Origin of the sequence: uncultured Algibacter sp. (assembly GCF_947487605.1) — a bacterium.
Classification (GTDB): Bacteria; Bacteroidota; Bacteroidia; order Flavobacteriales; family Flavobacteriaceae; genus Algibacter_D.
The window spans coordinates 177,121-191,665 of the sequence record NZ_CANKXK010000001.1 but is presented as its reverse complement, the minus strand read 5'-3'; the positions used below and the strand labels follow the sequence as shown (position 1 = coordinate 191,665).

Genomic DNA, 14,545 nt, shown 5'->3' with positions numbered 1-14,545 from the left:
TCAAATAGCTAATTAATAATAGCACTAAGATAAAAATAAATACTTAGACACGTTTTTTTATAAATTTAATAATACCAAATAGAATCGTTAGTAATGCGATACCTATGATTGTTGCAATCATTTCTTTTGAAGACATATTATATAAAAAATATAGAATAACCATTATTGCTAATATAGGCACTAACAACCCACCTGGTATTTTAAATTCCCCTTCTTGAGATTTATGAGTTTTACGCAGTTTTATGACTGATAATGCTACGGCTAAATATACAATTAGCATCGAACTACTAGCAATAATGGCTAATTTTTCAAAACTACCACTAGCTGCGATAATAAAAACAATGAAGGCATAAACAATAATAGCTATGTGAGGCGTAGCGAACGATTTATGAAGATTTGCTAATGATTTTACAGGTATTACTTTATCCCTAGCTAGAGCATAAACTACACGAGGATTATTGAGTATGGAACCACTTAAGTACCCAAACATGGATATGATAGCTCCAAAGAATAATATTGTATAACCAATTGGTCCTAATGCTGCTCTAGCAGTTTCTGCTAATGGTGTTGCTGTAAAGGTTGCCAAGTCACTGCCTAAAACACCTTGTGAAACGGTTTGGATTAGAATATATAATATTACAACAACAAAAATGCTAATAAATATAGCTTTGGGAACAGTACGCTTTGGATTGATAACTTCACCACCAACAATTAAGCCTGTTTCGGCTCCTTGAAAAGCAAAAAACAGAATAAGAGATGTTTCTCCTAATGTTTTTATACTTGGTAAGGAATCTATAGATAAATTATTAAATGAGACGCCTTTCCATCCTAAAATAACTAGTATAAGTAACGGAACGAGTTTAGTTAAGGTGTTAAACTTCACTAATCCAATGCCTTGTTTTAATCCAAGAATATTTATAAAAGCAAAACCAAAAAATATGATAAAAAGAAAGGATAATCGAACCCATTCAATTTCAAAAAAAGGATTAGCCGTCGCTAACATGTTAATTAAGGCATTTGAAACGGCAGCATCAGCAAAGAGTGCACTTATCATCACAAATACACCCCCAAGAAATCCAGCATAGTCACCAAAAGCAGTTTCAATATAAGTGTATGGACCACCAGTATTGGTGACTTTACTACCAGCTTCAGCAAAACAAAGCATTACCAATGCGATTAGAATACCACAAAAAAGGTAAGCGATAAGGCTTGACGCACCCATCTTGGAAGCTATTATGGCTGGAAGCGCAAATATACCAGCACCAATAATAATGTTTATAATGTTAGCAGATAAACCTAATGTGCCTATGCGTCGTTTTAAACCATCGTTTTTAATCATTTCATCAAAATTTTATAAATAGCTTAGCCACCATTTATCTTTATTATTCGCTTTATATGTCATGTATTTTTTACTTGGGAAATAGAGCAGAGTAATAATTATCATCCAGACAATATAAACTGTAAAAAGTGAATAACCATGCTTTGCTAGACCAGCAATTGGATTTTGTGAAATATTTAATAATTCTTGCCAGTTATCATTTAACAAAATAACACCCAGAATGGCCCCTATATGAATAACTAGAATATGAAGGAAATAATAAAACAGAGGTACCCTTCCAAATACTAAAAGGATATCTGTTACCCCATTCTTTACACGCTCTATAGTATATAAAAAAAATAAAGCAGGGCCCATAGTTATTAAAACATAAGATAAGGAAGGAGGATATTTGGTAACATTTAAAAAAGCCATTATTGTTTTGGCAGAAGTATTTTGAACCGACCAAGGAGCTAAATCACCATAAATATTAATACCTCGAATAGTAAAAAACAATAGAATGCTAGTAATGCCTAGTCTAAGTAGCCATTTCTTCCGAATTGTAACATCAAAACCTCTGGTATATAATGACCCTAAGCAATACCCCAAAGCAATAAGACCAATCCAAGGGATTACAGGATAACCGAAAAATATATAATGATTATCATATAGTGTAAACCCATTGGGTTGATGTAACATATACCATAGTAATGCGCTTATACTATTACCTTGCATTGTAATACCGTCCAGTAAATTGTGCCCAGAAATTAAAATTAATCCTATAGCCGCAATTACTTTTTTTGGCAGAAAAACAAGGAAAGATAGACATATCATGCTTACTCCAATAGCCCAAATAACTTGAAGAAGAACAAAACTATAAGAGAGATCAAAAAACCATAGAAGGTTGTTTAAAAATATTTCTAAAACTATAAGCCATATACCACGAGTAAATAAAAATTTAAAAAGCTTAGGTTTGGTTTTATTACTACCATATAAAAAAGCTGATGTACCTGCTAAAAACACAAAAACAGGAGCACAATAATGTGTAATAAAACGTGTAAAGAATAAATAAGGCGTTGTTGTTTCTAAATTAGTAGGATCATTTAGGGCGGCGTCATAATGAAAGTAATCTCTTGTATGATCTAGTGCCATAATAACCATAACTAACCCTCTTAGAATATCTATAGATTCTATTCTTGTAGATTTTACCAAAGCCATAATTAGTTAATTTTCTAATTTGTATACTACGCCATCTTTCATAACAAATTTAACAGTTGCTAAAGTATTAATGTTTTTCAATGGGTTGTCGTCTACTGCAATAATATCTGCCAAATACCCAGTTTTTAGCTCTCCACGATCACTAAGTTCTAATAAGGCTGCAGCATTTATGGTGGCAGATTGGATAGCATCAATTTCAGACATTCCTCTGTCCATCATCGCAAATAATTCTTCAATATTCTTACCATGTGGAATTAATGGCGCATCTGTTCCTAAAGCAATGTTTACTCCAGATTTTATAGCATTTTTTACGCTCTCTTTAGCTAAAGGTAAAATATATTTAGCCTTTTTAACTAAACGAATATCCATTTTGTCATAACCACTTGTAATTTTATCTACTAATCCAGTCGTAGGAACTAAAAAAGTCCCTTTATCTTTCATAAGAGCTATAGCTTCATCATTTAAAAGAGAACCGTGTTCAATAGAATTAACACCAGAATTTATGGCAGCTATAATACCTTCGGTACCATGAGCATGTGCACCAACAGTAATGCCGTGCCTATGAGCTTCTTCAACAACAATTTGCATTTCTTCATTTGTCATTTGTTGTGCCCCTATAGATTCTTCTAAAGACAATACACCAGCTGTTGCCATTATTTTAATAGCCTTTGCGCCATACTTAATTTGATACCTCACAGCTTTAAGGGCTTCATCTTTACCATTAATCATTCCATTTTCATAGCCTAAATCGTAAACACCTTCTGCAAAGCCTCCCATCATTGATATATCTGCATGTCCACCAGAAATGCCTATCATATGTCCGCAGGGAATTATTCTAGGAGCTTCTATCCATCCAGCATCAGATGCTTTTGCAAGTGATACACCAATTAATTCTTTAGTTGGGTGAGTTTGTCCAATATTTCTTATGGTTGTAAAACCAGCCATAAGTGTCTTCTTCGCATTTTTAGTACCTCTCAATACAGCATCGCTACCACTTTCTGTTACTGATAAAAATTGATAATTCTTTATGAAGTCTAGGTCTAAATGAACATGCATATCCATTAGTCCAGGTAATAAGAATTTATCACTTAAGTCTATAATTTCTGTATTACTGGGTAATGATACTGGATTGATTGCTGAAATAAAATTATTTTCAATTACTAATATTGCAGGTTCAACTAATTGTCCTGTTCGTACATTTAGAAAAGCTTTTGCTTTTATAATTTTAGTTTGACCAAACAAGTTGATCGTGATGAAAAGGATGAGAATTAAAAATGGACTTTTTTTCATATAATTTGAAATTTTAAAACTGAAAATAAATAAACTGTTCGCCACTACCTTGAGCTATGATTATTAAGAAGGTCATAATTGCCCATACTAATCCTAGAACATAAGGAGATGTTTTTAAAGATACTTCTTTCATAGAAGTATTTCGCATAACCCAATGGCATAGAAACAAAATGGCTATCACCACACTTACTTTTAATATATCAAAAGAACTTAAAATCTTTTCGCCATCTGTTTGCATATAGAACATAGATTTTATCATATTCCAAGCTGTTTTAAACTCACGAGCTCTAAAAAACACCCAAGTAATATTAACACAGGAAAACGTTATAAATGCGAGAAATATGCCATTCCATTTAGTTATTTTAAAAGGTAGATATCTACGCTGTAGTCTTTCAAGGATTAGGTAGGTGCCATGTAAACCACCCCAAACCATAAAAGTCCAAGCGGCTCCGTGCCATAATCCTCCTAAAAGCATAGTTAACATTAAAGCAACGTACATTCTAGTAATACCATGACGGTTACCGCCTAAAGGAATGTACAAGTAATCCTTAAGCCATGACGAAAGTGAAATATGCCAACGTTTCCATAAATCTGAAAAGCCTAATGACGCATAAGGGTATCTAAAGTTGTCTGGTAAAATAATACCTAGTATTAACGCGATGCCAATGGCACATGTAGAATACCCAGCAAAATCAAAGAATATTTGTCCTGAAAAAGCGATAGTACCTATCCAAGCATCAATACCATGTAGTAATTTACTAGAGCCAAAAACAGCATCAGATGTGTCTGCTAGCAGTGTGTCTGCCATAACAACCTTTTGAAACAATCCTATTGTTAAAAGAAATAAACCCCAAATAAATTGATTCGTGGTTGCTTTCTTTTCTTCATAAAACTGCGTTATTAAATCTTTAGCGCGTACAATTGGTCCAGCAACTAACTGTGGAAAGAAGGTTACATACAATGCAAAATCTAGAAATGTTCTTGCAGGTTCTATTTTACGCTTATACATATCTATGGTATAAGACATGGTTTGAAAGGTGTAAAATGATATACCCATAGGGAGTATTATATCCATTGGTCTTGCTTTAAAGTCTATGCCGATGCTGTTCATAACAACCACAAAATTTTCAAGAAGGAAATCACCATACTTAAAGAAAGCTAAAAAGCCAAGATTAACAAACATGCTAAGTAGTAACCATATTTTTCTTTTTTTCTGATTGTCTTCAACTGCTAACCTTTTACCAGCAGTCCAATCGACAATGGTTGATATCCAAAGTAAAATGACTAGAGGAGGATTCCACATGCCATAAAACACATAACTGGATAACAACAGCATACGCTTCTTACCAGTCCAATTAAAAATTTTAGAATAGTATAATGCTAGAACTATAACTAAAAACAATACGAAACTTAATGAGTTAAATAGCATGATTAGTTGGTTTTATGGTTAGTAATTACACCGTCTTTAAGCATAATCTTTGCCAATTCAGCAGTAAAAAACGTGGCATCTTCTGCTGACAAATGAGACCATTCGGGACAATTTAAGTTTTTGAATTGCTCATAATCTTCAAAGTGGTAGGCAGGTAAATTTGATTGTTGTACTAAGTCTTCCCAAAAATCTTGTCGAGGTAAGAACTTCGCTTCTCCACCTCTCATAAAACCCGACGATGGACAGCGTAATAAAATAAGGTTTCCACCTCTTTCTGTAAAAACTTTAGCATCTTTTAAAAAATATTCCATAGTTGATTTTTTATCAGGAGGAGGTATATCACCACTTGTCAAAATAGCTTTCCAATTTGCTTTAATTTTATTAGCAAAAGAAGTGTCGGAAGTAGTTCTTTTGGTCATTTTCATGTTTCTATCTCTAGATAAATCACCAAAATTGTAATAAAGAAAATCTTTTTTACCAGTTCGGTTTCCAAATCTGCATCTTCTTAAAATAGATTTTAAATCTACATCGTCTTCTAGTTTTTCTTCATCTCCTGACATAAAAACCAGATTCTCTTCTAACGGTAAGCCTAGATAAAAGTTTAATTTTTGTGCATAAGTTCTTTTGTGAAAATAATTATTTTTCACGATGCCTCGTTTCCAAATAAAGGCTTCTGGGTAGGTTGTTGAAAAAAATAAGCCAGGAGTTACACCAACTATTATAGTTCCTGAAAAATTTGTATTCTCAACAATGTCACGAAATATTGGCAAAGGTGTTGTGCCTTGAGAGGCAAGCTGGATTGGTTTTACACCAGTTGTTCTTTGCCATTCATCTAATTGAATATCAAAATAAATTCGAGATGAACCTATAGTTAATATATCATCAGTTGTAGCTTTGTCCACTCGAGCTCTTTGAGTAGCCCAAATTTCTTTGTTATCATTTAAATTAGGTTCATAGCCTTGAGAGCGCCAATAGCTTTCCCAAGATATCGTTGTAATAGCAGTAATTGTTAGCGCAACAATTAGTGTTAGTTTTAATTTCATTTTGGTTGGTTTTAATCATTTTTATTAATCTTAAACGGTTGCTTCTTTTGATAGGTAAGTGAACGCCATAACCATTCTACGGGACCATACTGAAAATATTTTAACCAGATTGGGCTAAAAATTAGTTGGAAAACCCAAATACTTCCTACTATATAATAAAGTTCATATCGCTGTAATTCTCCGAATAAAGCAAACCCAAAACCGTAAAATAGAATAGAAGTAATGATGCTATGCATCAAATAATTTGTTAGAGCCATACGCCCAACCGCAGCTAACGCCTTTTTAAGAAAGCCTAAGATTCCAGACTTAATGAATAACATAAATAAGCCAATATGTCCAATGGTAGTAAATAAGCGACCAATTTGATAGGTCATGCCTGCTTTGTGCATCGTTAATTTATCAAAACTACTATCTAGAATCGCTGTGGTTTCTAGGTAGTTTGTTGTTAAACCAATTAGGTAACCAGTTATTAGCATTATAAGATAATAAATGTTAGAACGTTCGCCATGAAAAATTCGAAGCTTAAAGAAAGCCATACCCAATAGCATATAACTTAAAATATCCCATAGCCATAGTCTATATGGAAACCAAGTTTGCATAAACTGATTCATTTTTACTTTTTCTGTTGCAACAGACCAATATCCCTGATGCATTTCTTCGATATATTCGTCAACTTCTTCTGGGGTTTTCTTAGTGTTGAAATTCTCCCATTTTTTTAAGTCTTTTTCTTGTGCTTCACTTAATTCGGTACCTTGCTCCTTAATCGCTTGGGCTTCTAAACCTGCTTTTTGAGTTTCTAAATCGGAATAATAATCGCTTACGTCCCACCAAATGCCAATACTAATTAGTAAGCAACCTATAATAATGAGATTTTTAATACTCGCATTTCTAAACGGAAATAGCATAAGTGCGAAGATGGCATATGGAAATAAAATGTCACCATGCCACAATAAAACCCAAACATTAATTAATCCGAATACAAGGAGCCATAATATGCGGCGATAGTAAATATCTGCTGTTGTAATTCCTGCTCCATTAGTTTCAAGCCTTTTGGTTAGTAAGATAACGCCAGCTCCAAATAGCAAGGTGAATAGACCGCGCATGGTGCCTTCAAATAGCATTTCGTTTACAATCCAAACTTTTAAATTAAGTCCTTCTGAACCACCGGCAACACTAGGGTCGGAATAAGCATAGGGGAGTCCCATACCGTTAATATTCATTAAAAGAATACCCAGAAGTGCAATACCGCGTATAACATCTAAAGAATTTATTCGAGACTTTTGGCTTGTAGGTTTAAAATGGGTTTGGTTGGTTAGGTTCCCCATGTCTTATTTTTTCGCTGTATCAGCTAATTGTTTGGTATCCACATGCTGTTGGAAACCTATTATTTTTCCATCCTTTAGTTTCCAATGGTGTGCTACTTGTGCATCAATTTTTTTCCCAGTGGCTTTAACAATTGCGTTGTAACGTAGTGTGGTTAACACTTGGTTTTCAGACATGTCATGTTGTTTAATATTAACAAGTTTGAAATTATCCCATTGTTCTAACACACGAGTAAAAACACCATTTAAGACTGCTTCGGGGCCTAGATATGGATTACCATCTGCTAAACTATTACCTTCCGCTTCATTCCAAATTATGTTTGGATCCATTGCTGCTAAAACCGCTTCAACGTTACCTGTGGCAAAATCGTCATATAACTTTTGAATAACGAGCACATTATTAGGGTCAGAAACAATACCCAATTGTTGTAAAAACAGCATATTATCCATAAAATCTTGTTCTTGAGCAATTTTACCATCTTTCATTTTTACAAGTGTTGTTCCTTCTATGTTAATGGTTCTTCCTGTTGCAGGAATGCCGAAGAAATCGCCAGAATGCGTTCCTTTAAAATGCCAATGTTTTACAAGTTTATCGTTTTGCCCAAAAACATCTTTTTGAGTGAATTTTACATCTGAAAACCCAGTAACAAAATTTTGGTAATAAGCCTTGAAATTTTCAATTCCCACAATATTTTCTGGACTGGAAATTAAGGTAATGTCATCTGTAAAGTTAGTTTCATTAATTAGGTCTAGGTTACCTTTATTAATAATTTCATCCCATGTTTGAGAGTACATTTCAATGTCTTTGTTGATTTTGGAATCGCATGATATGAAACTAATTACGATTGAGAACAGTAAAATTTTAAATAGATTTTTCATAAGGAATAAAGTTTTATTGGTTAGGTTTTAAATGTTTTTAAAACAAGAGAATAGAAAGTCCATTAGAAATAACAAATTTTAATGGAATTTATAAAATTAATAAAATAGGAAGAAAGGAATTCCGTAGTAGGGAATAATTTGAATGATTCAAACATATAGTGTCTTTTATATTTAACTGCTATTAAAAAAAGACTCAGGGAATAATGGAGTAAGTTAGGAAATTTAAGTATGCTAAGCAAACAAGTAATATTTGTAGGACTCATATAAAATAAAAAATGCCCAACTTTTTAGAGTCGGGCACTTTCTTGAGTTAGTTTAGTTTGTTGTTTATTTTACCAATTCTTTTTCTTTTTTATTACTAAAATTAACTTCTACTTGATTTTTTATAATATCATCAAAAGTTTCTCTTTTGCGTATTAAATGAGCTTTTTTATTATGCCATAATACTTCTGCTGGACGATAACGTGAATTGTAATTGCTTGCCATAGAGAAGCAATAAGCTCCAGCATTTTTAAATGCTAAAACGTCATTTTCGTTAATTTCATTGATACGTCGGTTGTTTCCAAACGTATCTGTTTCACAGATATAGCCAACAACAGTATAAAAACGTTCACGTCCTTTTGGATTAGAAATGTTTATAATATCATGGTGCGAGCCATAAAACATGGGTCTAATTAAATGATTAAATCCAGAATCTACTTGTGCGAAAACCGTTGAGGTAGTTTGTTTAACCGCATTAACTTTAGTTAAAAAAGTGCCAGCTTCGCTCACAAGAAATTTTCCAGGTTCAAAAGCCAATGTTAATTCTTTGCCATAACTTTTACAAAATTCATTAAACTTGGTTGACAATTTTTTTCCTAATTCTTCAATATTAGTTTCAATATCTCCCGTTTTATAAGGAACTTTAAAACCTGAACCAAAATCAATAAAGTCTAAATTCTTAAATTGATTAGCTGTTTCAAATAATATTTCACTAGCATAAAGGAACACATCAATATCTAAAATATCACTACCAGTATGCATATGTATACCATTAATAGTCATTTTAGTATTCTCTACTATGCGAAGTAAGTGCGGTATTTGATGGATGGATATCCCAAATTTAGAATCAATATGTCCTACAGATATGTTTGCGTTACCCCCTGCCATAACGTGTGGGTTAATACGAATACAAACAGGAACGTTAGGGTGTTTTGTTCCAAACTGTTCTAAAATAGAAAGGTTATCTATATTAATTTGAACTCCTAATTGGGCTGCTTGTTCAATTTCAGATAAAGAAACACCATTTGGTGTGAATATAATTTGCTCTGGTTTAAATCCAGCTGCCAAGCCTAAATTAACTTCTTGTATCGAAACGGTATCAATACCAGATCCAAGAGTATTAAACAATTTTAATATAGATATATTAGACAATGCTTTAACCGCATAATTTATCTTTAAATGTTTTACATCATTAAAAGCATTGGTTAAACGATTATATTGGCTTGTTATTTTTTCCGAATCATAAACATAAACAGGACTTCCAAACTCTTCTGCAACCTGTAATAATTGACTATTAGTCATAACACTTCTTATTTTTTAACAAAGATATTTTTTTAGTTTTAAAATAAAATAAAAAATCAATATTTAAACAAATTAAACAAAATGTTAATTATATAACAATAAGTAATAAAGATTGATTTCCTTGTTTTTCTTAATTAAAATATTAGTGTAATTAGTAGCTATTATTTACATTTGCCATCTTAAATTATTAAGCAAATTATGAATTTACACGAATATCAAGGTAAAGAAATATTAAGTAGTTTTGGGGTACGTATTCAAAGAGGGATAGTTGCTCAAAATGCCAATGAAGCTGTCGCTGCAGCTAAACAATTAACTTCTGAAACAGGAACTAGTTGGCACGTTATTAAAGCGCAAGTTCATGCTGGTGGCCGTGGAAAAGGTGGAGGCGTAAAATTGGCTAAAAACTTAAAAGAGGTTGAAGAGATAGCTGGACAGATTATTGGAATGAACCTTATTACACCTCAAACTTCGGCAGAAGGAAAAAAAGTTCATCAAGTTTTAGTTGCTGAAGATGTGTATTATCCTGGCGAAAGTGAAACGAATGAATTTTATATGTCGGTACTTTTAAATAGAGCTACTGGCCGTAATATGGTCATGTATTCTACAGAAGGAGGTATGGATATTGAAACGGTTGCTGAAGAAACTCCTCATTTAATATTTACCGAAGAAATTGATCCTTCAGTTGGATTAATGCCTTTTCAAGCAAGACGTGTCGCTTTTAATTTAGGTTTGTCTGGTTTGGCATTTAAGGAAATGACCAAGTTCGTTACTAATTTATATACGGCTTATGTTAAGTCTGATTCTTCATTATTTGAAATTAATCCTGTTTTAAAAACGAGCGATAATAAAATCATGGCAGTAGATGCTAAAGTGACTATTGATGATAATGCATTGTTTAGACATAAAAACTATGTTGATTTACGCGATGTACGTGAAGAAAGTGCTATAGAAGTTGAAGCTGGAGAATTAGGATTAAATTATGTTGATTTAGATGGAAATGTAGGATGCATGGTTAACGGTGCAGGTTTAGCTATGGCAACAATGGATTTGATTAAGCAAGCAGGAGGCGAGCCAGCAAACTTTTTAGATGTTGGAGGTACTGCCGATGCAGCTAGAGTAGAGGCAGCATTTAAAATTATATTAAAAGACCCAGCTGTAAAAGCAATCTTAATAAATATATTTGGAGGTATTGTTCGTTGCGATCGTGTTGCTCAAGGTGTTATTGATGCTTATAAAAATATGGGTAATATAAATGTCCCAATTATTGTAAGACTGCAAGGAACGAATGCCGATATTGCAAAAGAATTAATTGATAATTCTGGACTAGATGTTATGAGTGCTACTGAATTTCAAGAAGCTGCAGATAAAGTGCAACAAGTATTAGGATAAGACTAAAACTTTATAAAAAAATAAGAAGAGCAATAACGAAATTAGTTGTTGCTCTTTTTTTGTGTATTAGTTTCTCCTTTTTTTGGCATAGGACCTCGCATATGAATAACCAAACCATTCAAAAAATTTCTTAAAATTTGGTCTCCACATTCCATATATTTTGGATGATCTTCTTTTCTAAAAAATGCTCCAAGCTCGCTTTTTGAGATTCTAAAATCAACCAGTTTTAAAATATCTACAATATCGCTATCTCGAAGTTTTAGAGCAACTCTAAGTTTTTTTAAAATATCATTATTTGTCATAAGTTTTAACCTTACAGTTTAGTTTTCTAGCGTTTTGGTATTTTTTGTAAAGATACTTTTTAAAATGTAAGCTACAATTCATTTTAATTAAATGTATAATTTGTATTAACTACTTGATAATAAGTATTTTAATTGATTGGTTTTATGTGTTATAAGATTAAATTTTATATTGAAAACAAAGATTTTTTGTTTATACATTAATTTTTTTATTGATAAACTAAATAAAAACTGCGACGAACTGCTATATAGTTTTCGATGAGATACATTATATCTACGATTATAAAAAGGCTGTTTTAAGTATCTTTATGGTATAATTATTTAATCCTTCCTCACATGATTAATAGGGTAGAAAAACTAAGTCTACTTTCGGAAATGATTGCATTTGCAAAGTACGACAAGGATATTAAAAACATAGAATATAATTTTCTATTAGGTGTTGCTAAACAATTGGGTATTACAAGAGAAGATTTTGATTACCTAATAGAGCATCCAGTTACTTATACACACTTAAAATCGCACAGTGAACGCATTGTTCAATTTCATAGACTGGTTTTATTAATGAATATTGATAGCGAAAGTTCTAAATCTGGAGCGATAAAGTTATTTAATTTTGGACTTCGTATGGGATTAAGTCATGAGTCTATAAGTAAGGTTTTATATTTAATGGAAAGTTTTCCGAATAAAATTGTACCACCAGATGTATTAATAGACATCTTTAAAACACAATATAATTGATATTTAGGAATTGGTTTGAATCCTAATTAAGAAAGGCTAGAAGTATTATACTTTTAGCTTTTCTATTTTATATTGGTATTGTTTTATTTCATCCCTAAGTTTTGCGGCAACAATAAAATCTAAGGCTTTCGCAGCTTCTTCCATTAATTTACGTTTTTCACGAATTTTCTTTTCTAATTCTGGTTTGCTTAAATATTCGCTTTCAGGTTCTGCTGCTTTTAAAGCCTCTAATTCATAACTATAAGTACTTACTGAGTTTTTTGCCAAGGCATTGTTTAAACTTTTGTTTAATGCTGTTGGGGTTATATTATTTTCTGTGTTATAATCTATTTGTTTTTCACGCCTATAGTTCGTTTCATCAATTGTTTTTTGCATGCTTTTAGTAATTTTATCGGCATACATTATAGCTTTTCCATTTAAGTTTCTAGCAGCTCTTCCAACGGTTTGTGTAAGCGAACGTGCTGATCGCAAAAAACCTTCTTTATCGGCATCTAAAATAGCCACAAGCGATACTTCAGGTAAATCTAACCCTTCACGAAGTAAGTTAACACCAACTAAGACATCAAATAAACCTTTACGAAGATCTTGCATAATTTCTACACGCTCTAAAGTATCTACATCACTATGAATATAACGGCAACGAATTTGAATTCTATCGAGATATTTAGTTAATTCTTCAGCCATTCGTTTGGTAAGTGTTGTTACGAGCGTGCGTTCATCTTTTTCAACACGTAATTGAATTTCTTCAATTAAATCGTCTATTTGATTTAAACTTGGTCGAATTTCAATAGTTGGGTCTAACAAGCCAGTTGGTCTAATAACTTGTTCAATATAAACACCATCTGTTTTTTGTAGTTCGTAATCTGCAGGTGTCGCACTTACATATATTACTTGGTTTTGTAGTGCTTCAAATTCTTCAAACTTTAGAGGTCTATTGTCCATTGCTGCAGGTAACCTGAAACCATATTCAACCAGATTTTCTTTTCTACTTCTATCTCCTCCATACATAGCATGTACTTGAGAAATGGTTACATGACTCTCATCAACAACCATTAAATAATCATCTGGAAAATAGTCAAGCAAACAGAATGGGCGTGTGCCAGGTAATCGGCCATCTAGATAGCGCGAATAATTTTCAATACCAGAACAGTAGCCTAATTCGCGAATCATTTCTAAATCGAATTCGGTACGTTCTTTTAAACGTTTAGCTTCTAAATGCTTTCCAATTTCTTTAAAGTAGTCATGCTGTTTCACTAAATCATCTTGAATATCTTTTATGGCACCCTGAAGGATTTCGGGTGATGTTACAAACATATTGGCAGGATAAATGTTTAACCGGTCGTACTTTTCTATAACCTTATTGGTTTGTAAATTGAAAGATTCAATGTCTTCAATTTCGTCACCAAAAAAATGAATTCTAAAAGCATCATCAGCATAACTCGGGAATATATCTACAGTATCACCTTTTATTCTGAAATTACCATGATTGAATTCGGCTTCTGTTCTTGAATATAAACTTTGAACTAGTTGATGTAAAAGTTGTGTTCTAGAAATAACTTGATCTCGTTCTAATGAAATAACATTTTTCTGAAATTCGACAGGGTTTCCAATACCATACAAACAGGAGACTGAAGCTACAACTAAAACGTCTCTACGTCCAGAAAGTAGGGAAGACGTCGTACTTAAACGCATCTTCTCAATTTCTTCGTTAATAGATAGATCTTTTTCTATATAAACTCCCGAAACAGGTATATAGGCTTCTGGTTGGTAATAGTCATAATAGGAAACAAAATATTCTACTGCATTATTTGGAAAAAACTGTTTAAATTCTGAATACAATTGTGCCGCAAGTGTTTTATTGTGCGCCAAAACAAGGGTTGGACGCTGAACTTCTTGAATTACGTTAGCTACTGTAAATGTTTTTCCAGAGCCAGTTACACCAAGTAAGGTTTGGTATTGTTCTTTTGAAACAAGACCTTCTGTTAGTTGTTTTATTGCTTGTGGTTGATCACCAGTAGGACTAAATTCGGATTCAATTTTGAATTTCATAACACAAAATT

Annotated in this window: 12 protein-coding genes; 2 read left to right on the top strand and 10 right to left on the bottom strand. The window is 32.6% G+C overall.

Features of this window, described 5'->3' with window-relative positions:
- Nucleotides 1–43: 43 nt before the first annotated feature.
- The 8 genes from Q0739_RS00875 to lysA all read right to left on the bottom strand — a co-directional run bounded on the left by Q0739_RS00875 (nucleotide 44) and on the right by lysA (nucleotide 10,059).
- Nucleotides 44–1,339, bottom strand: a complete 1,296-nt coding sequence (locus tag Q0739_RS00875; protein ID WP_298236806.1) for an APC family permease — start codon at nucleotides 1,337–1,339, stop codon at nucleotides 44–46.
- A 12-nt stretch (nucleotides 1,340–1,351) separates the two neighbouring features.
- Nucleotides 1,352–2,533, bottom strand: a complete 1,182-nt coding sequence (locus tag Q0739_RS00870; RefSeq protein WP_298236805.1) for a heparan-alpha-glucosaminide N-acetyltransferase domain-containing protein — start codon at nucleotides 2,531–2,533, stop codon at nucleotides 1,352–1,354.
- A gap of 6 nt (nucleotides 2,534–2,539) precedes the next feature.
- Nucleotides 2,540–3,823: an amidohydrolase family protein gene (locus Q0739_RS00865; RefSeq protein ID WP_298236804.1), complete on the bottom strand. Its 1,284-nt coding sequence runs from the start codon at nucleotides 3,821–3,823 to the stop codon at nucleotides 2,540–2,542.
- A 13-nt stretch (nucleotides 3,824–3,836) separates the two neighbouring features.
- Entirely contained in the window at nucleotides 3,837–5,252 is a 1,416-nt protein-coding gene (locus tag Q0739_RS00860; protein ID WP_298236803.1) for an MBOAT family O-acyltransferase, read from the bottom strand.
- 2 nt (nucleotides 5,253–5,254) lie between these two features.
- Nucleotides 5,255–6,295 (bottom strand): hypothetical protein, encoded by a 1,041-nt coding sequence (locus tag Q0739_RS00855; RefSeq protein ID WP_298236802.1) that lies wholly within the window; start codon nucleotides 6,293–6,295, stop codon nucleotides 5,255–5,257.
- Between the two features lie 11 nt (nucleotides 6,296–6,306).
- The gene (locus tag Q0739_RS00850) at nucleotides 6,307–7,620 is read right to left on the bottom strand and encodes a DUF418 domain-containing protein (protein WP_298236801.1); all 1,314 of its coding nucleotides are present in this window, start codon (nucleotides 7,618–7,620) and stop codon (nucleotides 6,307–6,309) included.
- 3 nt (nucleotides 7,621–7,623) lie between these two features.
- Nucleotides 7,624–8,496: an ester cyclase gene (locus Q0739_RS00845; RefSeq protein WP_298236800.1), complete on the bottom strand. Its 873-nt coding sequence runs from the start codon at nucleotides 8,494–8,496 to the stop codon at nucleotides 7,624–7,626.
- A gap of 327 nt (nucleotides 8,497–8,823) precedes the next feature.
- Nucleotides 8,824–10,059 carry a diaminopimelate decarboxylase gene (gene lysA / locus Q0739_RS00840; RefSeq protein WP_298236799.1) on the bottom strand — a complete coding sequence of 412 codons (1,236 nt, stop codon included), beginning with the start codon at nucleotides 10,057–10,059 and terminating at the stop codon, nucleotides 8,824–8,826.
- 198 nt (nucleotides 10,060–10,257) lie between these two features.
- Here lysA and sucC point away from each other — a divergent pair, with 198 nt between their 5' ends.
- Entirely contained in the window at nucleotides 10,258–11,448 is a 1,191-nt protein-coding gene (sucC, locus tag Q0739_RS00835) for an ADP-forming succinate--CoA ligase subunit beta (protein WP_298236798.1), read from the top strand.
- A gap of 41 nt (nucleotides 11,449–11,489) precedes the next feature.
- Here the strand turns inward: sucC and Q0739_RS00830 are convergent, their stop codons facing one another.
- Nucleotides 11,490–11,750, bottom strand: a complete 261-nt coding sequence (locus Q0739_RS00830) for a DUF1456 family protein (protein WP_298236797.1) — start codon at nucleotides 11,748–11,750, stop codon at nucleotides 11,490–11,492.
- Nucleotides 11,751–12,083: 333 nt separating this feature from the next.
- Here Q0739_RS00830 and Q0739_RS00825 point away from each other — a divergent pair, with 333 nt between their 5' ends.
- On the top strand, nucleotides 12,084–12,485 hold the full coding sequence (locus tag Q0739_RS00825) for a TerB family tellurite resistance protein (protein WP_139002933.1): 402 nt from the start codon (nucleotides 12,084–12,086) through the stop codon (nucleotides 12,483–12,485).
- Between the two features lie 45 nt (nucleotides 12,486–12,530).
- On the opposite strand, the gene uvrB is transcribed toward Q0739_RS00825, so the two are convergent.
- Entirely contained in the window at nucleotides 12,531–14,534 is a 2,004-nt protein-coding gene (gene uvrB / locus Q0739_RS00820; RefSeq protein ID WP_298236796.1) for an excinuclease ABC subunit UvrB, read from the bottom strand.
- Nucleotides 14,535–14,545 lie beyond the last annotated feature (11 nt).

Coding starts and splice junctions, on each gene's coding strand:
- sucC (WP_298236798.1), top strand. CDS start 10,258: ATGAATTTACACGAATATCAAGGTAAAGAAATATTAAGTAGTTTTGGG.
- Q0739_RS00855 (WP_298236802.1), bottom strand. CDS start 6,295: ATGAAATTAAAACTAACACTAATTGTTGCGCTAACAATTACTGCTATT.
- Q0739_RS00865 (WP_298236804.1), bottom strand. CDS start 3,823: ATGAAAAAAAGTCCATTTTTAATTCTCATCCTTTTCATCACGATCAAC.
- uvrB (WP_298236796.1), bottom strand. CDS start 14,534: ATGAAATTCAAAATTGAATCCGAATTTAGTCCTACTGGTGATCAACCA.
- Q0739_RS00850 (WP_298236801.1), bottom strand. CDS start 7,620: ATGGGGAACCTAACCAACCAAACCCATTTTAAACCTACAAGCCAAAAG.
- Q0739_RS00870 (WP_298236805.1), bottom strand. CDS start 2,533: ATGGCTTTGGTAAAATCTACAAGAATAGAATCTATAGATATTCTAAGA.
- Q0739_RS00845 (WP_298236800.1), bottom strand. CDS start 8,496: ATGAAAAATCTATTTAAAATTTTACTGTTCTCAATCGTAATTAGTTTC.
- Q0739_RS00860 (WP_298236803.1), bottom strand. CDS start 5,252: ATGCTATTTAACTCATTAAGTTTCGTATTGTTTTTAGTTATAGTTCTA.
- Q0739_RS00875 (WP_298236806.1), bottom strand. CDS start 1,339: ATGATTAAAAACGATGGTTTAAAACGACGCATAGGCACATTAGGTTTA.
- lysA (WP_298236799.1), bottom strand. CDS start 10,059: ATGACTAATAGTCAATTATTACAGGTTGCAGAAGAGTTTGGAAGTCCT.
- Q0739_RS00830 (WP_298236797.1), bottom strand. CDS start 11,750: ATGACAAATAATGATATTTTAAAAAAACTTAGAGTTGCTCTAAAACTT.
- Q0739_RS00825 (WP_139002933.1), top strand. CDS start 12,084: ATGATTAATAGGGTAGAAAAACTAAGTCTACTTTCGGAAATGATTGCA.